Here is a 20,669-nt window from a genome sequence, read left to right as displayed (position 1 = left end):
TGAGCCTTCCCCAAGTGCTTATCGGCGATCCTTTTTATTCCAGCCGGTACGACCACGGCGTCAATGGTCGGTCGATAGGAGTCTGTCATGTCTGATGTACGTCATTCCCGGGTAATCATTCTCGGCTCTGGCCCTGCCGGTTACAGCGCTGCGGTATATGCCGCGCGTGCCAATCTCAAGCCTTTGCTGATCACCGGCATGCAGGCTGGCGGTCAGTTGACCACCACCACCGAGGTTGATAACTGGCCTGGCGATCCGCATGGTTTGACCGGCCCGGTGTTGATGGAGCGTATGCGTGAACACGCTGAGCGTTTCGAGACTGAAATCGTCTTCGACCACATCAATGCTGTGGACCTGGCTGGCAAGCCGTTCAGCCTGAAAGGCGACAGCGGCACCTACACCTGCGACGCGTTGATCATCGCTACCGGTGCGAGCGCTCGCTACCTGGGCCTGCCTTCTGAAGAAGCCTTCATGGGCAAAGGTGTTTCGGCCTGCGCAACCTGCGACGGTTTCTTCTACCGTAACCGTGAAGTGGCGGTAGTGGGCGGTGGCAACACTGCTGTTGAGGAAGCGCTGTATCTGGCTAACATCGCCAGCAAAGTGACTCTGGTTCACCGTCGCGAGACCTTCCGTGCCGAGAAGATCCTGATCGACAAGCTGCACGCCCGGGTTGCCGAAGGCAAGATCGAGCTCAAGCTGAACGCCACACTGGATGAAGTGCTGGGCGATAACATGGGTGTGACTGGCGCACGTCTGAAGAACAACGACGGCAGCACCTCCGAGCTGAAAGTGGATGGTGTGTTCATCGCCATTGGCCACACGCCAAACACTTCACTGTTTGAAGGCCAACTGGCATTGAAAGACGGTTACATGGTTGTGCAGGGCGGCCGTGAAGGCAATGCCACTGCCACCAGCGTTGAGGGTGTGTTTGCGGCAGGCGACGTGGCTGACCACGTTTACCGTCAAGCAATCACTTCGGCTGGCGCAGGCTGCATGGCTGCACTGGATACCGAGCGGTATCTGGACGGCCTGGCGAACGCTTCGTTCTGATAGCGATTGCCTTGAAATAAAAAAAACCGGCCTTGGCCGGTTTTTTTATTGGTGTGGCGTATGTATCTGTAGGAGCTGCCGAAGGCTGCGAGACGGTGTCCCCGTCGGTCCGTGATCGCAGCCTTCGGCAGCTCCTACAAAATTTGTGTCGATCAGGACTTGCGCTTGAGCGGCTCGCCCGCGAACTTCACGCCTGCCAACCCATTGGCGATCAGTGCACGGATATTGCCGTGATCGCTGCCGTCTGGCGTAGCGACAACCGAACGGTAATGTTCGCCAAAAGCCAATAGCGCCTGTTCGTCGCTCAGGCCTTCCAGCAGCGCCAGGCCCAATGTCTTGCATGAGCCTTCGTTCTGGCCAGCAGCGTTTTCCACGCCGCCGTTGGTAAACGCCTGTGGCTGGTAATCATAGCCAGCGGCGATGAATGCCAGGGTGTCAGCGAAGAGATGTTCGCCGCTGTCGAGGCTGGCGCGCAGGGTGTTCAGATCAGTCATGCTTGGTTTCCTTGGCAAACGTCGCTTGCTGCTCGACGCTGGCTTCTTTCTGGTATTGGGCTTTCCACTCGCTGTACGGCATGCCGTAAACCACTTCGCGAGCCTCATCGAGGCTGACCTCAATGTGTTTCTCGTCGGCGGCTGCCTTGTACCACTTGGACAGGCAATTACGGCAGAAGCCGGACAGGTTCATCAAATCGATATTCTGCACATCCTTGCGGCTGTCCAGATGCGCAACGAGCCTGCGAAAGGCCGCTGCTTCGAGTTCAAGGCGTTGTTGGTCAGTCATATCATTCCTGCCACTTTCAATGGGGGGAGGCGAAGCATGATAGCCCCGCCAACATGAGGGATTTGAAGCGCGTTTTCAAATCCCTTTCTTGAGATGCCGGCCGCCATTAACGACCACGCTGCTTCCAGTGCTGTATTGCGTATTGAGCAGATAGAACACCGCATCGATCAAAGGTCTGGAGCCGGGTTCGAACTCGAGCAAGGCTTTTTTAAGTGTCTGGCTGCGATAGGCCTCATCGCTGTTTTCCTTGAGGATCAGCAGGCCCGGCAAGACGGCGTTGACCCGGATATCAGGCGCGAGCTTTTCGGCGAACGACAGAACCATGTTCTGCAGTGCAGCTTTCGTCGCTGCGTAGGCGATATGGCTTTTACTGCCTCGCGATGAGGTTTCATCGCAGATATGGATGATGTCCGACTTCTCGCTCATGGTCAGCAGGGGGGCCAACTCATGATTCAAGTGATAGGGCGCTTCCATGTGCAGCTTGAACATGGTGTTCAGATTGTCGACGCCGTCATCGAGCCAAAGTGACGCGTTATGAATCACGGCTCGAAGAGCGGTGTAATTGGCTTTCAGATAGCCGACAAGTGCCATCCGGTCTTCTGCAAGTAGCAGGTCCGTCTGAAACGAGACTATGTTCGGGTGTTCAGGGGTGTGCGCAATGCTGCGGCTGGCGTTGACTACGAAGTGGCCCGCTTTGGCCAGTTCGATTGCTAACTCGAGCCCCACACGCTGGCTAGCACCAGTAATCAGGATCGGAGCTTGAGGAAAAACCATCTTGCGCTCGCGGATAGTATGAGAGAGAAACAAGATGTAACTGTAACAAAGTTTAAAGGTGCTTGCTCTACTCCGGACAGGTCAGAGACGAGAGCAAGCAGAAGGCCCATCCGCCCCTGAAAACCTCTATCGGCACCTGCTATTGAAATGTGGCTGCAAGGCCGAACGCTTCGTTACCGGCTGGCTGCTGATTCCGATCGCGCTGGCTGCTCCGGCCCGGTTGGATTCAGCCAGCCGGCCAGCAGATGGGTCGACAGCGGGATGAACCAGAAGACCATCAGCGGCGTGAGGATCATTGTGCTGATCATGATGCGAGGTACTAATTGCCAGTCATTGAGCAACGGGCCGAGCACGAAGTTGAACAGCAGCGACACCGGAAAGAATGCCAGCCAGATGGCTACGGCCTGCTTCCAGCGTGGTGGGCGTTGGCCAGCAGCGCCGAACCAGCCGTCGATCCCGCTGACGCGATGCTCTGAAGGTTGTGCAAACAGGCCGCTGCCACGCACCAACCAGGAGCTTCGGGAGGCGGAATGCTCCCAGGCGTGCATGGTTTCAGCGTCGGCAAAGCGGAAAATAATCTGGAATTCGTCGTCTCCGGGTGGCGGCGCGAGCACGCCTGAGCCCAGATAACCGGGAAAGTCGGTGGCCAGTCTTTCGCCTTCATGCAGCCAGGCGATCAGCTCCTGATAGCGGCCATGGGCAACGCGGCGTGCAACCAGCAAGGTGACGGGAGTGGTAGACATTATGTATCTCCGATAAACGAGTGAGATTCCCGGGTAAGGAAGTCACATGACGCAGCTCCGGGGTGGTGGGCGGCGTCAGCTTCGTTGTTCAAGCAAGCAAGGATTATTCCTGAAATCCTTGAATAAGCTATAGGGCGGCAGTAATTCCCTGACGAATAGCCGTCTCAGTCCCTGTTTTTGCGAAATAAGCCCGGTGCAGGCGTACAATGCGCCGATTGTTTTCAAGCGATCCTCGTCATGACTGAATCCGCTACTGGCCTGGACCCTTGCTCCGGACTAAAGCAAGAAGAACTCTTCCCCATTCGCGAAGTGTCCCGTATCACGGGCATCAACCCGGTTACCTTGCGTGCCTGGGAGCGGCGCTATGGTCTGATTCAGCCGACTCGCACAGAAAGCGGGCATCGTCTTTACTCACAGGCCGATATCGACGAAGTGCGAAGCATTCTTGGCTGGATCGAGCGCGGTGTCGCGGTGAGCAAAGTCGGCAAGATTCTGGAGAAAACCAATGACGTCCGGCTCCAGGCATCGGCACTTGATAGCGATGTTCTGCCCGGTGACTGGGCGCAATTGCAGCAGCAGATAAAACAGGCAGTAGGGACGTTTGATGAAGCGCGCCTTGAGCAACTCTACGGCCGGGTCTTCTCGACTTATCCGCTGACGGTGGTGTTCGAAGACATTTTTCTGCCGGTCTGGCGAGAGTTGCTGCTGCACCATGATCAGTTCGGTCAGGCCAGTGAGTGGCTGTTTCTGGACAACTTCCTGCGTGCACGAACATCGCAGCGCTTGCAGTTCGCTCGTGGCTCGGCTGCGCACAAGGTCATTCTCGCTGCCGTGCCTGAGCAGTGCCGGGAACTGGAGCTGTGGGTTGCCGGGCTATTGATTGGCAGCCCGGATCTGGACATTCAAGTGCTGGCCCTGGGGCAGCCACTGGAAGAACTGACGCTGGTGTGCGGCAAGGTCGAGCCCGTAGCCGTGGTGCTCTACAGCAATCATCCGCCAGCCCCCGACTTTTCTCGTCGTCTGAAGCGTCTCTCGCTGGCACTGGATTGTCCGCTGCTGTTGGCGGGCGAAGGAGCGGATCTTGCCCGTGAAGAACTGGAGGGCTCGCCGGTTGCCTGCATCGGCAGCGAGGGGGTTGCCATGCAGCGTGGGCTGCAATTGTTTCTGAAAGGGCGTCTTGATAGCTGAGGGTGAGGCTTAACCGCGGTGCATCGTCGGGTACATCTTGCGATGCTGTTGCAGGATGTACTGACGCAGACGTTCAGTGTCTTCCTTGTTCCGGTCGCTCAACCGGTAAGCTGCCAGACCTGACTCGGTAAGACGCTCGAAAGCGCCTCGCATGGAAATCGGCGCGTGCCCTGGTGGAACGAACCAGGCGTTGAAGAGCTTGGGAGGCCGCGTGGTCTTGCGGTGTTCCAGTAGCACGCCTTTGAACGAAATCTCATGCACCCACAGCGCGGTCTGTGCGCCTTTCTCTGTCTCCAGCGCTACCGGTTCCGGCAGCGTCAGACGCCATGGACGGATGCGTGGCCCTTCCTCGAAGATAGACGGTGCGCCCAGTTCCAGATGCAGCGCGTGAAATTCGTCTTCCACCAGGTGCAGCGGGAAAGTCATTTGCTGGTTATCGAACTGCGCCTGAATCGTGACTTGCTCATGAGCCGCCAAGCGTGTCAGCAAATCCTGAATTTGCCTTCCGCCGTTCACAGTCAGGCTTCGTGTCGCATCGCGCACGTTCAGCTTGGGGTTGTGCTGCATGCTCTGGATGAAATCCAGCTCAGCCTGAGTGAGTAGCGTTTCGTGGGGCATGATGGAGCTCGAAGGAACCCGTTATTGAGGAAGCAGACCTTTAATTCAACGTTTTGTTACATCCATTCGTCAACTTTTCAATGAATCTATTTCTTCGCGTGCCAGTTTCAGCTCCGCTTCCAGCTGCAGCACTCGCTGTTCGGCTTCGATCTGCTGCGTGACGTTTTTCTGGATACCGATGAAATAAGTCAGCTGATCAGCCTCATTGAACACGGGCGTGATCGACAGTTCATTCCAGAACAGGCTGCCATCCTTGCGGTAATTGCGCACGATCTGGCGGCACGGCTGTTTGTTGATCAACGCTTCGCGAATATGGTCCAGCGCCGCCTGATGGCGGTCGTCACCCTGCAGGAAACGGCAATCCTGATACAGAATGTCGTCGACGGCATAGCCCGTCAGGGTTTCGAATGCCTTGTTGGCATAAATGAGGATATTGTCCTCACCTTCCTGCTCGGCGACGACGATACCGTCGTTGGAGGCGTCAACTACTAGCTGCAGCAGTTTTGCGTTGATCATGAAAGTATCCGGAGCGAAGAAGCAAAGTCCGCATTCTAGGTCATGAGGCCACTTGGGGCATAATGCCAAACGTTTTTTACGTTGCTACAGGATGATTCATGAAAGTCGCCATTATTTCCGGTTCGGTCTACGGATCGGCTGAAGAAGTCGCTCGTCATGCCGGGAAGATCCTGCGTGACGCTGGTTTTGAAGTCTTGCACAACCCTCGCGTGACCCTGGCCGAGCTTCAGGCCTTTGAGCCGCAAGCGCTACTGGGCGTGACATCGACCACCGGTATGGGCGAGCTGCCCGATAATATTCAGGCTATTTATTCGCAGATTCGCGACGTATTGCCAGCTGCCTGGCGCGGTCTGCCGGGCGCAGTGATCGCGTTGGGCGACGCCAGCTATGGCGACACTTTCTGTGGCGGGGGCGAGCTGATTCGTGAGCTGTTTGCCGAGCTGGGTGTGAATGAAGTCCAGGAAATGCTGCGTCTGGATGGCAGTGAAAGCGTCACTCCGGAGACCGACGCCGAACCTTGGCTGGCTACGCTGATCGAGCGGTTGCGCGCCTGACACTGCGTGCGGGACTTCTAAATTATCCCGCTCCGTTATCGCGCACTATTCAGCATCGATTGTGTTGATTGTGACTGCTGCATGGGTAGATGACACTGTTCTCTTGCAATCCTTTGCCGGAGTCAATCATGAGTCATGCCATTCATTTTGAAGACAAGGTCGTTATTGTCACGGGGGCAGGCGGCGGCCTTGGCCGTGCTCATGCTCTGTTGTTCGCCCGCCACGGTGCGCGGGTGGTGGTCAACGACCTTGGCGGTTCGGCGCACGGTGAGGGTGCCAATGCTTCGGCAGCCGACCGCGTTGTAGCCGAAATCCGTGAGGCAGGCGGTATCGCTGTCGCCAATCATGACTCGGTGACCGACGGCGACAAAATCGTCCAGAACGCTCTGGACGCTTTTGGACGTGTTGATGTGCTGGTGAACAACGCCGGTATCTTGCGCGACAAGTCCTTTGCGAAGATGGATGACGCCGACTGGGATCTGGTTTACCGGGTTCATGTGGAAGGCGCTTACAAAGTGACCCATGCCGCCTGGCCGCACCTGCGTGAGCAGAATTACGGCAGGGTGATTTTCACCTCATCCACTTCCGGTATTTACGGCAACTTTGGCCAGTCCAATTATGCGATGGCCAAGTTGGGCCTTTATGGGTTGACTCGTACCCTGGCGCTGGAGGGACGTAAAAACAATATATTGGTCAACGCTATCGCTCCCACCGGCGGAACCCGCATGACCGAAGGGCTGCTCCCGCCTGACGTGTTCGAACTGCTCAAGCCGGAACTGGTTAGCCCGTTGGTGGTGTATCTGGGCAGCGAAGCGTGTCAGGACACCGCAGGTTTATTCGAAGTGGGTGGCGGCTGGATCGGCAAGGTTCGCTGGGAACGCAGTCTTGGTGCGGGCTTCGATCCCCGTGCCGGCTTCAGCCCGGAAGACGTCGCAGCTCAATGGCAAGTTATCAGTGACTTCAATGAAGCGGTCCATCCGCAGGACAACGTCGAAGCGCTTAAAGAAATGATGGCTCATTTGCAAAAGTATGCAGTGTGAGTGGTGCTAATTGAGTGGCGAAAGGCGCTCTTGCGGAGCAATGGATCTGTAGAGGTCGTCCGGTATCCCTGACACCTCGCTGTTGCCCAGTAAACGGGGCCCTGTAGGAGCGCGCTTGGTCCGGGCTGCAGTCGGACGATGCGGTGCGTCAGCTGAAAATGCGTTGCCTGACCCAATGCAATCGCGGGCAAGCGCTCCTACAGAAAATATATTTCAACCCGCCGTTTGCATGTTGCTTGATGAGAGCTGCCCCGGTGTCGATGGCACCGCGCTGTCTCGCCTGTAGGAGCTGCCGAAGGCTGCGATCGCGGTGTGTCAGGATGAATGCTTCGCAGCCTTCGGCAGCTCCTACAGAAAACGTATTTCTATTTCCGAGTGGGCATTCTTTTTGACAAGAGTGGTGGATGTGTTCGTCAGGCGCTGTTATGGGGGAGCAGGATGAAAACTTATAATGGTGATATTTCCTATGTTATTAATAAGTTGTCTGAAATATATTGATGCTGTGTAAGGATTTTCCACTTCAAATGTAGTACTTCTCTGGATTTTAAATCTGCAGTCCATACCCTATAAAGTCTGCTTGTCAGGCACCGATATGTTCCTCGATACAGGAACTTTCATTGCAGGAGCATGATCATGAGCCGATGGTATATTCCAGAACTTCCACCCGTAACTTTTAAACCATTACCCACTCAACCTGCCGTCAGGCATCGTGCCGCTGAAGTCAGTCGAATGCTTGACGAGATCGGCGAAAATCGTACGGCGCTTAACACGACAAAGATGGAGTTAGGCAAGCTAAAACCGATGTTCAAAGGCTTTAATCCGGAAAGTATCAGCTCCTCTGGTCTCGATAAAGTTGGCAAGCAACTCTATTCATTTGGCTTGATTGATAATCTGACTGCCGATTTGTTAGGTCGCGCTGCGCTGGAGTTTGATAAAGACGGTAATCCCTCCAACCCTGATGAAGAAATAAATGTGCTGGAGTTTTTCGTTACGCAGATTGATGAGATAAAGGCGAAGTCTCTTAAAGGCGATAAATACGCAAAGCTGTTGATGCCTGATTATGTGCGAGCCGTACACGTATTGAAGTGCCTGCAGCACTTCGGTGCCACGGGCGACAGCTACGACAGCGTTACACGCAAACGTCGGGAGGATGCAGGTGAAATTCCCAAGCAACAAGCTTTGAAGCCGATCAGGTAGTGGCGAAAAAAAAAGCCGCTGCACGGGCAGCGGCTAAATATTACGCAGATCCAGGAGCTTCAAAATCAACGTGGGCCGGATGATAGTGACTCGCTGGACCCTGAAAAAGAGGGGTTCGAGATATGGAGTGTTGCAGTAAACGCAATGGTCGCTACGGGATTGCTTACAGCCACCGGTAAAGCGTCTGTCAGGCTAACTCGCGTTTCCCGTCAATTTCTGTCCTCGGGGGCATCAATAGATACCGCAAAATAGATCCATCGAACGCGTCTTATGAACGTGTTTTCGGCGGTTCACGTGTTCTTTCATTTGGCTGGATGCCTCTTGGACGTGACTGCTCTATTGGAGCTCTATCATGAATGATCTTTCTGTCGCATCGCGTTTCACGTCCTCGGGTTCTGTTTCGTCCTCTTCACAAATATCCTTTTCTCTGGGCCGACTGTGTGAAGCCTCAGCCCAGGCAGCCGAATTAATTTCTTCTTTGCCAGGCTTGCGTCAAGCGGCGCGGACACTCATAGGCACAGCTCTGCTCAAGGCTGGGGTCGATTACAACCCTGACATCCTGTTTCTCAATGAACGAACAACGGACGGTTCGTTGTTGCGTTCGATTTCTCTCACGGACGGGATGATTCAAACGCTTATTGACGGCATGGATGTATCTCATAGTGATCTCGTTGCGCTGTTTACCCGCCACGACACCGTGGATGAAGCGTTTCTGGCAAGGAACATCGACGATGAGGGTCTCAAGGCAATATTCACTTACACCCGTGAGCGCCTGTCTGAACACTATCTAAATGAGCTGGATGAGTTCTGGTCGCAGGGTATAAAAGATCCGGATTCTGCGGGGCAGCTTATTACGCGTCAAAAGCTCTGGGCTTCTCTACAGCGCACTGCATGTCTCAGTGAGGTGGAGATAAGCCACCTTGGCGGCAATCTGGACGAGCAGGACAAAAGCCGGCTGGACTGGATAATTGATGATCCACTGGCTGAAGGCCTGCACCGTGTTTCGTTGGTCATGCCGGGTCATGCGCCTGCTTTGTTGCACAGTACTTTCGTGATCAACTTGAAGCCTCAGGCCGACGAAACGCCAAGTCTGGCAAGCAGTTTGGGGTCGGTGTTTTTACTCTCCGCCAGGCACGGCGTAGAAAAATTCAGCTCGCTTTCATTGCTCAGCGAAAAGCTCCTCGAACGATTCTCCGATCCAGGAGCCCGCAGCGACTTGCTCGAAGACCTTTTACTGTCACAAGCCGACCTGTTTTCGGAGGCCTCGGACATTGGGATTCAGTACAGCCCGACCTCTGATCTGGTAAGCAATATGGTCAAGGCATTGCGGGTCAGGCAACAGGAGGATCTTCACTTCCTGATCGAGAGCAGCCGTGGCGAAAGCGTTTCGGGATTTCTGAACGCTGTGAACACGTCTCAGACTTTCGCCCCCCTCGACGAGTCGCGGCGGCAAAGCGTTCACTCGCACATGCAACGCCTGCAAGCCTTGAACACGCCACGCTGGTTGAAGCACGCCAGTAATAATGAAAAGGCTGACTATGACGTATTCGACAGTGAATACCGTGGCCGTGCCCAAGCGGCAAGCCACCTGTTTGCGGGGCTGGAATCGCTCGAGGACTATGCGTTACTGAAAGTCGATGACTATGTTCGGCAGCATCTTGGTTACCGGGTGGACACTCGAAAAGTATTCATTATCTTGAAAGATCGATGGTCTTCCCCGATAGGCGATTTGAGTCCCGTTTATCGCAAGTCGCTGTTTGAATATGCGTTGAATGGCCTGCCGTTGATTACTGCGGAATCTGACGCCCGCGTGGAGCTGCCTCGGGGTAGTAGTCACCCCGGGTTTACCTTTGAGTTTGTCAAAGCGCTGGTTGCTGATCTGGACTTGCGGCACCGCTATCGGCAAGCGCTTGAGGCTTGTTACCGTCAGCCTGATACCCAGCGAGCACTATTGCATCAACGTGACAGTGGACTGGCGCTGAGTACCTGGGCAGCAAAACTGCAGCACCATATTTCGGACAAGAGCGTGGAACTGGTCTGGGCGTTGCGGGGTGATGTTCAAGAGCAAGGAGTTACGCGTAAAACCGGAGCGCTGGAAGTCGGGAAGATGGGTAATCAGTTACGCGATGTCATTGTGTTCAGCGAAGAAACCAGCACGGATCAACACTATGTGCTTTACGCACCCGGTGCGCCTGGTGGGCGCGATATGTTCGAGTTTCGCAGTTGGCGTCACCTCTACCATGAAGTTGCGAAATGGTCAGCCACGCCTAGTGGCCGGGAATACCTGATCGCTCAATCTGCGCCCGTTTTTCAGGATGCCACCGCCGCGTTCATGCAAGCCGTCAGTCAGAAGCCGACCTTGTGGAATGAAGAGGATGTGCGTTCTGTTGCCATGCCGGAGCCAGACTTTCAGGGCAATATGTCCGCGTTGATAAGCAAGAAACTCGATTATCAATTGGCCGAACTGCCCAAGGTCGTCGGGGGCGAACGGAATACCTCAACCTATACATATCGCCGACAGTTGGCGTTATGCGAAGCTCGAATCGATTTTCTGCAGAAACGCTATAAAAACAGTATGCAGCTTATTTCCTATCGTCATTTTGCCCGTCTCTCGGGAGAGATCTACATCTCGAATGTCTTGAAAAGAAAGGGGGTCGAGCTGATCGTCAATACGGATACCGTTTATTTCGATTTAAATAGCCGCACTCGAAAGCTTCAACCTGATTTTGGCCTTCACACTGATCTGGTCTCCCTGACGCAGTTGCTTATGAATGACTTTATCTACACTCTGGATGAGCGAGCGCCCATGTATTCCTCCACGGGGCAGGATCTTTCAGAGTTGTCCATGCCGGTTATAAGAGAAGTGCTGGCCGCGCCACTTGGCGAGCGATACATCGAAATACTCAAGGAAGACTACAGTGACCGGCAGCAGCCCGAGCATGCGAAGAGGAGGGCGCTATTTGCTCAAAGAAGTTTCTATCAGATGCGGCGTGATGTGGTCATCACCTATCTGGAGCAAGGGTTCACCGAGGCACAGTATCAATGGGCTATAAGGCTGCTCTCGACGGTCTATCCGGATCATTCTAGCCGGAATGGGACGTCAGGTGCAGGTAACAGTTCGCTCAACCAACTGTACCTGAACGGATGCTTGATCGAGGGGGTGTTCGCTTTCAAAACCAATGGCACTGGTGACGCAGATTACAATCTGATTTATACGCCTGACGCGCCCGACGGCATTCGCTTCAGAAATTACGGTATTTTCATTTCCACCCTGAACTCTCCAGGGATGGATACTTATTATTACAATCGGGTCAGTTATAAACATCAGCCGGCTATTGGCACGTTCTTCTCGACACTGGTTAAAAATCCACAGCAGGCACTCAAGTCGCTGAACATTGGAACCAATGACCAGGTTCAAGACCTGCAGGCTCTGCATGACGCCATGATCGAGCGCATGATCCAGGACGTGGATGAGCAATCGCTCAGCAAGGCAGAGACCTTCGCTGAAAACCTTTACACGCTGGTTAAGTGGACTGGCACGATTCTGCTGCTTCCATTCCCGCCTGCTGCGCTGGCGTGGAGCTTGCTCAATACCTCTATTGGCCTTGCCCGGGGATACCTGGCTTATCTTGATGGGGACCGGGCCGCAGCAACTCCGTATTATGTCTGGGGCGTCTTTGGCCTGGTGCTTGGCGCTTCGGGTGCAAAAGACCTCGCACAATCGAGCGCTGGTCTGGGGTACAAAGCATTGGGATGGGCGTTGCGCAAATCACATCCCGGTTTTGCTTAATGAATCGCCCTTCCATGAGGTAACTGGCCCAATCGTTCGGTGAGTCTCAAGCGCTGAACGGCGTCGTCACTCAACATCAAGGCATGCTCCAGGTCGTAACGCTCGGCCTGGGGACATTCCAGCGTGCGATACAAGCTGGCGCGGGCCAGATAGTCGGCGGTGGTTGCCGAGCCCAGTTCCATCACCCGGTTTGCGTCCTTGAGTGCAGCCAGAAAGTCATCATTGATCTGATGCAGGTGTCGCAGGTTACGCGACAGGCGTTGCAGCATATTGACGTCGGTAGCTCGCGCCATGTGTTCGGCGCGCAACGACATGTCCGGCCCGAACTGGCGCGCCAGCAACTCACGACAGTCTTTGGGATAAAGCCTGCGGCCGCCGCAGGGGTCTAACAGATGATCGGCACCCGGAACCCGCAGCAGAAAATGCCCCGGGAAGCTCACACCTTCGAGCTTGATATCCAGACGTCTGGCAAGCTCCATCGCCACTAGCGCCAGGCCGAGTGGCTGGCCTCGACGGCGCTCCAGGACTTTATGCAACAACGCCGAGTGCGGTTTTGGCGGATTCCAGTCGTCCTGAGCAAAGCCAAGTGTATTGAGCTGTCGCAGTAAGGGCTGAGCAAGCTCCGAGACGGGTAAATCCGGCAGGGCGGCTCTGACCTGTCGCAACAGGTCATCCATGCAGTTGAGCGCCAGTTCGGGCGTGAACTGCTGATCATGCTCGGCGGATATCCACAGCGCCGCTTCGAAAACATCGCACGGTGTTCGTTGCAGGCAAGCCAGGCAGTGTTGGCGTGGTGTCATGTCGCTCTCCGAGCAGACCTTGGCAGTCATGACCTGTTTTAGACCCACTGATGCTTTTCGTCCAGCGCCAAATAGCCCTGTGAATATGTTTCATTCCATGTATCGAGCGGTCGGTCATTTTTTTTCGAAACGCCTATACTCGGTTCATAAAAACATACCGGAGCACCGTCGATGTTCGCACTCATGCATACATCACGTGTCGAGTCGCTGCATCTGGTCGTCGACCCGGAAACCGGCCTGAAAGCAGTGATCGCCATCGATAATTGTCGTAAAGGACCGGCCCTGGGGGGCTGTCGCTATCTTTCTTACCCGGATGAAGAGAGCGCCATCGAAGACGCCATCCGCCTCGCCCGAAGCATGAGCTACAAGGCCGTACTCGCCGGGCTGCCGTTGGGGGGTGGAAAAGCCGTGATAATGCGTCCGGCACATCTTTCCAATCGTGCGGCGCTGTTTGAGTCGTTCGGCCGTTTTATTGAAAGTCTGAACGGGCGTTACATCACTGCTCTGGACAGCGGCACCTCCAGCGTCGACATGGATTGTATTGCGCAACATACCCGACACGTGACCAGCACCAGCGAATCGGGTGATCCGTCTGCGCACACGGCCATGGGCGTGTTTACCGGCATTCGAACCACGGCAATGGCCCGCTTGGGCAGCGACAATCTGGAAGGCTTGCGTGTGGCCATACAAGGCCTTGGGAATGTGGGCTATGCGCTAGCCGAGCAGTTGCATGCCGCGGGAGCAGATCTGTTGGTCAGTGATCTGGATCAGGGCCGTGTTCAGTTGGCCATGGAGCAGTTCGGTGCTCATCCCATTGCCTGTGAAGCGTTGCTCAGCACGCCCTGCGATATTCTTGCGCCCTGTGGCCTTGGCGGCGTGCTCAACAGCCAGACGGTCGCGCAATTACGCTGCGCGGCGGTGGCGGGTGGTGCCAGTAATCAGCTTAGTAGCCTGCAGGTCGCCGATCAGCTTGAGAGTCGCGGCATTCTTTATGCGCCGGATTATGTGATCAATTCTGGTGGTCTTATTTACGTTGCTTTGCAGCACCAAGGCGAAAACCTGGGGACCATCACGGCTCATCTTTCTCGCATCGGTCATCGATTGACCGAGGTATATGCGCATGCTCAGGCGGAAAAACGCTCACCGGCGCGGGTAGCGGACATGTTGGCGGAGCATTTATTGAAAGAGGGGTAGGGCAGGCTTGCGTGGCCTTTGATGTCTGTCGGGCAGCTTAGCCGGACACGAAATCCCTGTAGGAGCTCACCGAGTTTGTCAGCCTTTACTTCAACACCGTCAACAATGGCGAATAGCGCACCAGCGTGCCGCCAATCGGCTTGGCCAGAGCCTGCAACGCCCGTTGGGTATCGCGCAGATCATAAAGCCCTGTCACTCGCTTCTGCCCCAAGGCATCGTCACCGATCACAATCCAGCCACGCTGATATTTGCGTAATTGCTCGACGACTTCCTGCACTGTAGCGTTTTCGAAAAACTGCTGGCCGCTGACCCAGGTCGCGACTTCGTCGGGAGCAATTGCGGTTTGCTGAACGCTACCCTGGAGGGCGTCGAACCACAGGCGCTGGCCTGCGCCGAGGCGATAGGGCGAACCGTTTGCACTGACCCCGACTGTACCTTCGCGGACTTCGACCTTGGTACCTGTCTCACTGCGCGCCATGTCGAACGATGTCCCCAAGACTCTGATAACCATGTTACTGGCGTCGACCTGGAAAGGGCGGCGGGCATCATGCACCACGTCGAACAGTGCTTCACCGCTGAGCAACGTTATGCGTCGGGTGTTGCCGCTGTAATCCACATCTACGGCGCTGCGCGCGGCGAGGGTCAGTTGGCTGCCATCGGACAACTGCACAACACGGGTTTCCCCCGTGCCCGTGTGGTAGTCAGCCTGCCAGTCCGGGTTGTTCAGCCACGCGACGCCCACGGCTATGACGCAGACGCAGGCCGCTGCAAGCATCGACCATTTACGGCGCGAAGGTTTGAGCTGTGTGACTTGTGTGGCTGCGGGCCAGTGGGCTGTGGTCGAGGGCTGCTCGATGGCTGACCAGGCGCGATTGACCTGAGCCCAGGCGCTGAGGTGTTCCGGACTGGCATGTAACCAGTGATCGAATTCTTCGAAGCGCGCGGGTTCAGCCTGAAGTTCCAGTAACCAGTCACTGGCCTGTTCCAGGCTGGCCCTGGAAGGCGTCAACTCATGCACGTGGGCGCTCCTTGCGTTGAACTGCCTGAACAGGCTGTTCAACCTCGATACTGGAGGCCAGCTGAACCACGGCGTCGCGTACCAGACGGTGAGTCATGGACAGCGAAATGTTCAGGTGGCTGGCGATTTGCTGCAGAGTATAGCCACCCAACCGGTGCATCTCGACGGCAATACGCGTTTGTTCAGGCAGGTCGGCAAAGGTCGCGGCTACGCGACTGACGTCTGCTTGCTGCAGAAACTGCTGTTCGGGAGAGTGCAACTGACCGGGCTGCATCCATTGCGGCGGACTCTGCTGTTGACGGTTTTCGCTGTTCTGACGGCGCATGGTATCGAGCGCCAGATTGCGCACGATTCGATACAGATAAGCTGCGGGCTGTTCCAGTGCCGCGCTGGTCGCCTCGCTGAAACGCAGAAAGGCATCCTGCACTACATCTTCCGCGCTCGCTCGATCGCCCAAGACCCCTTTGGCGTAGTTGATCAACGCAGGACGATGGGCGAGATAGAGGCTAAGCCTGGCGGCTTTATCGGGCACGGCAAAACGCTCTGAAAAGCAAAGTTCGCCGCCCATGGCAGCCACAGATAATGTGTCGGCGAGGCTATCATGGATGAGACTGCTTCTCAATTGCTTTGATGTTGGTGAATCTGGATGCCACTATTTTTGCAGGAGATTGCCTTGCGTCTCGTGGCAAACATTGGACCTGGAGCTGCCGAAGGCTGCGATCGCGGTGTATGAGGAGAAATGCTTCGCAGCCTTCGGCAGCTCCTACAGAAAATGCATTTCAATCCATTAATTTGCATTTCGTTTGATGAGAGCGTCACCGTCGTCCAGACAGCCGCGCTGTCGCGCAGCAACCGGAGACTTGTAGGAGCGCGCTTGCCCGCGATGGCGGCGTGTCAGGCAACACGCTATCGCTGCCTCGCATTGTTCATGAGCTCCTGAAGGCCTGTGAGAATTCAGCCTTCCTGACCCAACTCGGCCAGCGCACTTGCGTTGTTCTTGAACGCAGCCGCGAATACAACGCGGTTTTTAGCCATGAAGATACTGGTGTCTTCAGCTTGTTTCTCGGTCAGGCCCGGTACGTTCTTCATCAGAATCTCGGTCAGCGACTCTGCCAGTTCGAGCATCTGGTCGTGTGCATCGGCGAGTTTACGATCCACGAATGTAGTCTCCAAGTCGCGGGTACTGCGATATAGGGTTTCAACAGCCATGTGAGGCCTCGTAATCAGGTGCAGTATTGGAGGGGAACGCCCCCGGTTGTGCTTGTGAAACGGTCAACGCTTGTATTGCAGGTCAAAATGCCGACCTGCAACGATGCAAGATCTGGTTCTGCGAATACTGGTTGTTTATACAGTTTTAAGCATAAGCCAATCGTCGCGGCTTGAATAGTGGCGAACACGCATCTTTTTTACTCCCTTCGTGTGCCTTGCGACAACCCGCCGCGCTCTTAACCCTGGCTAATGGCCTCGTTCCTGCTTGAGAATCACGCGCCACGAGGCTTCACCTACAAAGCGGCATTATATTGACCGGTAAGTGTTGCTCAATTTTTGTACAGGAAGAGTTGAAGATGTCAGAACTGAAATGGGCTGAAAAGCTACGCAAGACTCTGCACGATCAAGCAGATTCGCTTGGCAATCTGTGCGTAGAGGCTTTCCATTACCTGGCACTTTTCGGGATTGGGGCGATCACGGCATACGGCGCAATCCTGGCTTTCATAGAGATGATCGGCAAAGGCAGCGTCAGCGTTGATGACATTCTGCTGCTGTTCATCTATCTGGAGCTTGGAGCGATGGTGGGTATTTATTTCAAGACCAACCACATGCCAATCAGATTCTTGATCTACGTTGCAATCACCGCTCTGACGCGGTTGCTGATCAGCGACGTGTCTCATCATGCGCCGCCTGATCTGGGGATCATCTACCTGTGCGGCGGGATTCTGCTGCTGGCGTTTGCGATTCTGGTGGTGCGATTTGCTTCGTCGCGCTTTCCGTCGGTGAAGGACAAGTCGGAAAGCTGAGGGGATGGGATTGCGTGTCCTGCCTGGCCTATGGGCCGCGCAGGACAGGCGTTATCAACAGCTAGTTAAGCCACACTCCGGCATGCCAATGCCAGCCATCTCCTGCTCGTTCCCAGTGCGGATGCTCATAGCGATAGCCAGGGCGCTCTGCTTCCCAATGGCCTCGCACAGGTACATAACGGGCTCCATCCCAATGCCAGTAACCGCGCGCCCAGACATAGCCTGGTCGAGGTGCGGGTTCGACTTCCACAATGCGCTCAGGCGGGGCTTGTGGTGCCACGACCTCAACGTACTCGTGGTGCACCGGACTTCGTTGGTGGACGATTCGCTCTTCTACGCAACCGGACGCCACTGTTACCAGTGCAATCAATGCCACATAACGCAAGAACATGTTGCCTCCTCGGAGTTATCCGTCGGTGGAGTGACGCTGCGACAGGAGGATCCTGTCACCCAACAACCTAGTCTCAGTAATGTTGTAACAGTCCTTGTCTGTACCTCGCCTGAACAGTGACCGAAGACAAACAGGTGCCTGGCAAGCGAGCCATCAGCTTGAGAACGACGGGAGGGGGAGTAGTGGGGGGCGGGCTATTCAGGCGTGTGGCGATGCGCACGCAAAATTCAGATCCTGCTGCCGGTCGACGTCAGCAGGATCTGAATGGGGGTGTGATGATTTATCGTAAACAGGCTTACAGGCACTGAACCGGCATCAAATCCCCACCGACACTGGCGGGCGGGTCGCCAGCAGATTAGCGAGCTTGGAGGGTGGCGGCGCAAGTCGTTTCACGTCGCCGTCGGTCATGGCCGCCAGGATCTTGATCGCGCTATGACCTTCCTCGATTGCGATACCGAATTGCACGCTTTCGATCAATCGCTTCAAACGCTTGGGATCGTTGCGCTGTGCGGCGCTGATCAAGCGTTTGGCGACCACACCCTTTTCATTCGACAGCGTCAGCATAATGCTGCCGTCGAGGCCTTGAATGCTCAGGTTCACCCGGTAGTCAGGATGAAATACGTCGGTAATCTGCTGAAAAGGATTATCCATTTTCGGTACCTGCCAGTAGGGACTGCATAAATTGACTGGGCGTTTGACCCTTTAGTTCTCGACGGTTGAGTGAAAAATCGGAAAATTCCTGCGCTTGCCGTTGTGACTGAATAATGGCATCTTCCGCGTTAATGATAATTTTTCGTGTTTAAGAAGCATTGCCACATGCGCGACACTCCTGCACCCGATGACGACCTGATCCTTCGTCACCGGCAATTTACTGCCCTCTACAGTGACCATCACTCCTGGTTGCATGGGTGGCTGCGTAAAAAGCTCGGTTGTTCGCAGCGTGCGGCTGACCTTGCTCATGACGCCTTCATCCGAATCCTGACGCTCGCTGAACCGCAAAACCTTAAAGAGCCTCGTGCATTCCTGACCACCACCGCCACGCGTCTGCTGATTGATGGTGCCCGGCGTCGCAAGATCGAGCATGCCTACCTTGAGGCGTTGGCTCTCACCGCCGACGATGCCAATATCCCTAGCCCTGAGGCGATTCACGCCGCCCTGCAGATGCTGGAAAAAATCTCCCGAATGCTGGAGGGCTTGCCCCCCAAACCCCGCGAAGCGTTTTTACTCAACCGTCTGGACGGTTTGAGCTACAACGAAATCGCCAAGGTCTTGGGTGTGTCCGCCAGCATGGTCAAGCAGTACATGGCCAGCGTATTGGTGCATTGCTATAAGACTGTGCATGGTTCGGGCCACTTGTCATGAATGTAGAGCACGAACCCTCGGAGTCGATGATCGGCCAGGCCGCGCAGTGGCTGGCGTTGCTGCAGGACGATGCCGTGAGCAGCGCTGACCGGCTGGCCTTCAACACATGGCGTCATGCAGACCCTCGGCATGCATTGGCGGTTACCCGCATGCAAGCTGTCATGGGCAGCTTCGAGCAGTTGCCCGTCGAGCACGCCAGGAAGGCATTGGGCAAGATTTTCCCCCCGGCCAAACGGAGAATTTCCCATCGCCCGGTGCAGGCTATTGCCTTGTTGGGTGTGCTGGTTTTTGGCTGGTTCAGTGTTGATCAGGGGCCGGCCTGGCTGGCTGACGAACGCACTGAAACCGGCGAAAAACGTGAGATTTTGCTGACCGACGGTAGTGAGTTGCAGCTCAATAGCGGCTCGGCACTGGACGTTGAATTCGACGAACGGCAGCGCGTCATTGAGTTGTACCGCGGGGAAATGTGGGTGCAGGTCGCCAAAGACCCGCAGCGACCGTTCGTGGTCAAGACGCGTGAAGGCACCATAACGGCGCTGGGTACGCGCTTTGTGGTGCGTAAAGAGCAGGATGGTTCAATTCAGGTCAGCGTGCTTGAGTCGGCGATCGCCGCCAAGGCTGATCGCTCGACCGACGTTCGGGTCAACACCGGTCAACGGGCGACGCTCAAGGATGGCGTGGTACAGATACCCACAGCCATCGGCAATGATGATCCGGCTGCGTGGACGCGCGGGATGCTCAAAGCGGATGACCGGCCACTGGTCGAGGTGTTGCAGGCCCTTGAGTCCTGGCGACATGGCGTTCTGCAGTTTGATAAAGAGGCGCTTCGCGGGATTCGTGTATCCGGCGTGTTCCGTCTGGATGACACCGATGCTGCCCTGGCTACGCTGGCCGATAACCTGCCCATCAAGGTCGAGCACTTCACGCCGCTGTTCGTCAGGGTAACTCCAGCCAGATAAAGCCGAAAACGAAAAAGGGCGAACCTGCTGTGCAAGTCCGCCCTTCTTTCAAGAGGTCGTAATGTGATTCAGGTTAATGCGTGGCTCAACCCAATTGGGCGACGCTTTTTTCCTGCTCCTTCTCCAGAAATTCTTCTTGCAACAGAGCGTCGGGGTTTTCCGATTCAAGCTCTGAGTCGTCAACGACCGGGGCTCCTGCGCGCTTTTTGCGCAATTTGCCAAATAGATGCTCAAGGGCATGGTCAAGTTTGACTGCGGCACCATCTACGGCCTGATCCAGGGTGTCGGCCTTGTGAGTTACGGAGATGGGTTGGTGACCTTTTGGTCGGGCTTCCATTTGGCAGCGCATGTCATGCGGGCCGGGCTTGTCACCGTTCTCATCGCGGATGTGGACTTCGATGCGAGTCAGATCCTCTTCGTAACGTTCGAGCGTGCTTTCAACAGTGGTACGTACCCACTCCTCCAGTCGGATGCTGCTTTCGATGTGGTTATCGCAATTGACCTGGATTTGCATAGTTGTTCCCTTCTAAGGCTTGCTCTTGTGAGATCGGACAGGGCTCCTGTTCAGGAGGTTCATTTTTGTCCGCCTCAGTCACAGTGTTGGCGCTTCTGGAGGAACAATTCAACCCCGGCGTGAAAGAAATATTTCGCGGCAAAAAATCAGGCGTGCAGTATTT

23 protein-coding genes are annotated in these 20,669 nt (G+C 55.5%); 10 read left to right on the top strand and 13 right to left on the bottom strand.

The features are described from left to right. Positions 1-87 precede the first annotated feature (87 nt). Positions 88-1,050, top strand: a complete 963-nt coding sequence (gene trxB, locus RX972_RS00195) for a thioredoxin-disulfide reductase (RefSeq protein ID WP_027899562.1) — start codon at positions 88-90, stop codon at positions 1,048-1,050. Positions 1,051-1,202: 152 nt separating this feature from the next. Here trxB and RX972_RS00190 read toward each other — a convergent pair whose 3' ends face one another. The 4 genes from RX972_RS00190 to RX972_RS00175 form a co-directional block, all read right to left on the bottom strand. Further along, complete coding sequence (locus RX972_RS00190; RefSeq protein ID WP_316872077.1) at positions 1,203-1,544, bottom strand: HopJ type III effector protein; 342 nt, start codon at positions 1,542-1,544, stop codon at positions 1,203-1,205. Then, complete coding sequence (locus tag RX972_RS00185; protein ID WP_099270462.1) at positions 1,537-1,833, bottom strand: DUF1244 domain-containing protein; 297 nt, start codon at positions 1,831-1,833, stop codon at positions 1,537-1,539. Before RX972_RS00185 ends, RX972_RS00190 begins: the two co-directional genes overlap by 8 nt. A 75-nt stretch (positions 1,834-1,908) precedes the next feature. Further along, entirely contained in the window at positions 1,909-2,607 is a 699-nt protein-coding gene (folM, locus tag RX972_RS00180; protein WP_231677637.1) for a dihydromonapterin reductase, read from the bottom strand. Between the two features lie 173 nt (positions 2,608-2,780). Next, the gene (locus tag RX972_RS00175; RefSeq protein WP_027899566.1) at positions 2,781-3,350 is read right to left on the bottom strand and encodes an antibiotic biosynthesis monooxygenase; all 570 of its coding nucleotides are present in this window, start codon (positions 3,348-3,350) and stop codon (positions 2,781-2,783) included. 237 nt (positions 3,351-3,587) lie between these two features. On the opposite strand from RX972_RS00175, the gene RX972_RS00170 reads away from it, so the two are divergent. Then, positions 3,588-4,538: a MerR family transcriptional regulator gene (locus RX972_RS00170; protein ID WP_231677639.1), complete on the top strand. Its 951-nt coding sequence runs from the start codon at positions 3,588-3,590 to the stop codon at positions 4,536-4,538. A 9-nt stretch (positions 4,539-4,547) separates the two neighbouring features. Here the strand turns inward: RX972_RS00170 and RX972_RS00165 are convergent, their stop codons facing one another. Together RX972_RS00165 and RX972_RS00160 are read right to left on the bottom strand one after the other, a co-directional pair. Next, positions 4,548-5,156: a hypothetical protein gene (locus RX972_RS00165; protein WP_027899568.1), complete on the bottom strand. Its 609-nt coding sequence runs from the start codon at positions 5,154-5,156 to the stop codon at positions 4,548-4,550. Positions 5,157-5,225: 69 nt separating this feature from the next. Next, complete coding sequence (locus RX972_RS00160) at positions 5,226-5,672, bottom strand: PAS sensor domain-containing protein (protein WP_027899569.1); 447 nt, start codon at positions 5,670-5,672, stop codon at positions 5,226-5,228. Between the two features lie 98 nt (positions 5,673-5,770). On the opposite strand from RX972_RS00160, the gene RX972_RS00155 reads away from it, so the two are divergent. The 4 genes from RX972_RS00155 (at position 5,771) to RX972_RS00140 (ending at position 12,253) form a co-directional block, all read left to right on the top strand. After that, a complete protein-coding gene (locus RX972_RS00155; protein WP_027899570.1) occupies positions 5,771-6,226 on the top strand; it encodes a flavodoxin in 456 nt (151 codons plus the stop codon). Positions 6,227-6,354: 128 nt separating this feature from the next. After that, complete coding sequence (locus tag RX972_RS00150) at positions 6,355-7,266, top strand: SDR family oxidoreductase (RefSeq protein WP_316872075.1); 912 nt, start codon at positions 6,355-6,357, stop codon at positions 7,264-7,266. Positions 7,267-7,899: 633 nt separating this feature from the next. After that, positions 7,900-8,463: a hypothetical protein gene (locus RX972_RS00145; RefSeq protein WP_141562239.1), complete on the top strand. Its 564-nt coding sequence runs from the start codon at positions 7,900-7,902 to the stop codon at positions 8,461-8,463. A gap of 352 nt (positions 8,464-8,815) precedes the next feature. Continuing rightward, complete coding sequence (locus RX972_RS00140; protein ID WP_316872074.1) at positions 8,816-12,253, top strand: dermonecrotic toxin domain-containing protein; 3,438 nt, start codon at positions 8,816-8,818, stop codon at positions 12,251-12,253. On the opposite strand, the gene RX972_RS00135 is transcribed toward RX972_RS00140, so the two are convergent. Then, the gene (locus RX972_RS00135) at positions 12,250-13,053 is read right to left on the bottom strand and encodes a SirB1 family protein (protein WP_316872073.1); all 804 of its coding nucleotides are present in this window, start codon (positions 13,051-13,053) and stop codon (positions 12,250-12,252) included. The two genes, RX972_RS00140 and RX972_RS00135, sit on opposite strands and share 4 nt — an antisense overlap. A 171-nt stretch (positions 13,054-13,224) precedes the next feature. Between RX972_RS00135 and RX972_RS00130 the strand changes: the two genes are divergently transcribed. Further along, complete coding sequence (locus RX972_RS00130; protein WP_316872071.1) at positions 13,225-14,247, top strand: Glu/Leu/Phe/Val dehydrogenase family protein; 1,023 nt, start codon at positions 13,225-13,227, stop codon at positions 14,245-14,247. Positions 14,248-14,332: 85 nt separating this feature from the next. Here RX972_RS00130 and RX972_RS00125 read toward each other — a convergent pair whose 3' ends face one another. The 3 genes from RX972_RS00125 to RX972_RS00115 form a co-directional block, all read right to left on the bottom strand. Then, entirely contained in the window at positions 14,333-15,265 is a 933-nt protein-coding gene (locus tag RX972_RS00125) for a FecR family protein (RefSeq protein ID WP_316872070.1), read from the bottom strand. Continuing rightward, on the bottom strand, positions 15,258-15,833 hold the full coding sequence (locus tag RX972_RS00120; protein WP_241154061.1) for a sigma-70 family RNA polymerase sigma factor: 576 nt from the start codon (positions 15,831-15,833) through the stop codon (positions 15,258-15,260). The genes RX972_RS00125 and RX972_RS00120 overlap by 8 nt, the downstream gene beginning before the upstream one ends. Before the next feature lie 386 nt (positions 15,834-16,219). Beyond that, the gene (locus RX972_RS00115) at positions 16,220-16,474 is read right to left on the bottom strand and encodes a YebG family protein (RefSeq protein ID WP_027899577.1); all 255 of its coding nucleotides are present in this window, start codon (positions 16,472-16,474) and stop codon (positions 16,220-16,222) included. 356 nt (positions 16,475-16,830) lie between these two features. On the opposite strand from RX972_RS00115, the gene RX972_RS00110 reads away from it, so the two are divergent. Next, positions 16,831-17,280: a phosphate-starvation-inducible protein PsiE gene (locus RX972_RS00110; protein WP_027899578.1), complete on the top strand. Its 450-nt coding sequence runs from the start codon at positions 16,831-16,833 to the stop codon at positions 17,278-17,280. 61 nt (positions 17,281-17,341) lie between these two features. On the opposite strand, the gene RX972_RS00105 is transcribed toward RX972_RS00110, so the two are convergent. Beyond that, positions 17,342-17,671 carry a YXWGXW repeat-containing protein gene (locus RX972_RS00105; RefSeq protein ID WP_027899579.1) on the bottom strand — a complete coding sequence of 110 codons (330 nt, stop codon included), beginning with the start codon at positions 17,669-17,671 and terminating at the stop codon, positions 17,342-17,344. A gap of 315 nt (positions 17,672-17,986) precedes the next feature. Continuing rightward, a complete protein-coding gene (locus tag RX972_RS00100; protein ID WP_410478176.1) occupies positions 17,987-18,322 on the bottom strand; it encodes a DUF3509 domain-containing protein in 336 nt (111 codons plus the stop codon). Between the two features lie 165 nt (positions 18,323-18,487). On the opposite strand from RX972_RS00100, the gene RX972_RS00095 reads away from it, so the two are divergent. Both RX972_RS00095 and RX972_RS00090 read left to right on the top strand, forming a co-directional pair. Next, positions 18,488-19,033 (top strand): sigma-70 family RNA polymerase sigma factor, encoded by a 546-nt coding sequence (locus tag RX972_RS00095; RefSeq protein WP_316872068.1) that lies wholly within the window; start codon positions 18,488-18,490, stop codon positions 19,031-19,033. Next, positions 19,030-19,992 carry a FecR family protein gene (locus tag RX972_RS00090; protein WP_316872067.1) on the top strand — a complete coding sequence of 321 codons (963 nt, stop codon included), beginning with the start codon at positions 19,030-19,032 and terminating at the stop codon, positions 19,990-19,992. The genes RX972_RS00095 and RX972_RS00090 overlap by 4 nt, the downstream gene beginning before the upstream one ends. Positions 19,993-20,077: 85 nt before the next feature. On the opposite strand, the gene RX972_RS00085 is transcribed toward RX972_RS00090, so the two are convergent. Further along, the gene (locus RX972_RS00085; RefSeq protein ID WP_027899583.1) at positions 20,078-20,506 is read right to left on the bottom strand and encodes an HPF/RaiA family ribosome-associated protein; all 429 of its coding nucleotides are present in this window, start codon (positions 20,504-20,506) and stop codon (positions 20,078-20,080) included. Positions 20,507-20,669: the final 163 nt, after the last annotated feature.

This window comes from Pseudomonas syringae group sp. J309-1 (assembly GCF_032582135.1).
Taxonomy (GTDB): domain Bacteria; phylum Pseudomonadota; class Gammaproteobacteria; order Pseudomonadales; family Pseudomonadaceae; genus Aquipseudomonas; species Aquipseudomonas quasicaspiana.
This window is presented reverse-complemented; position numbering and strand designations above follow the sequence as displayed.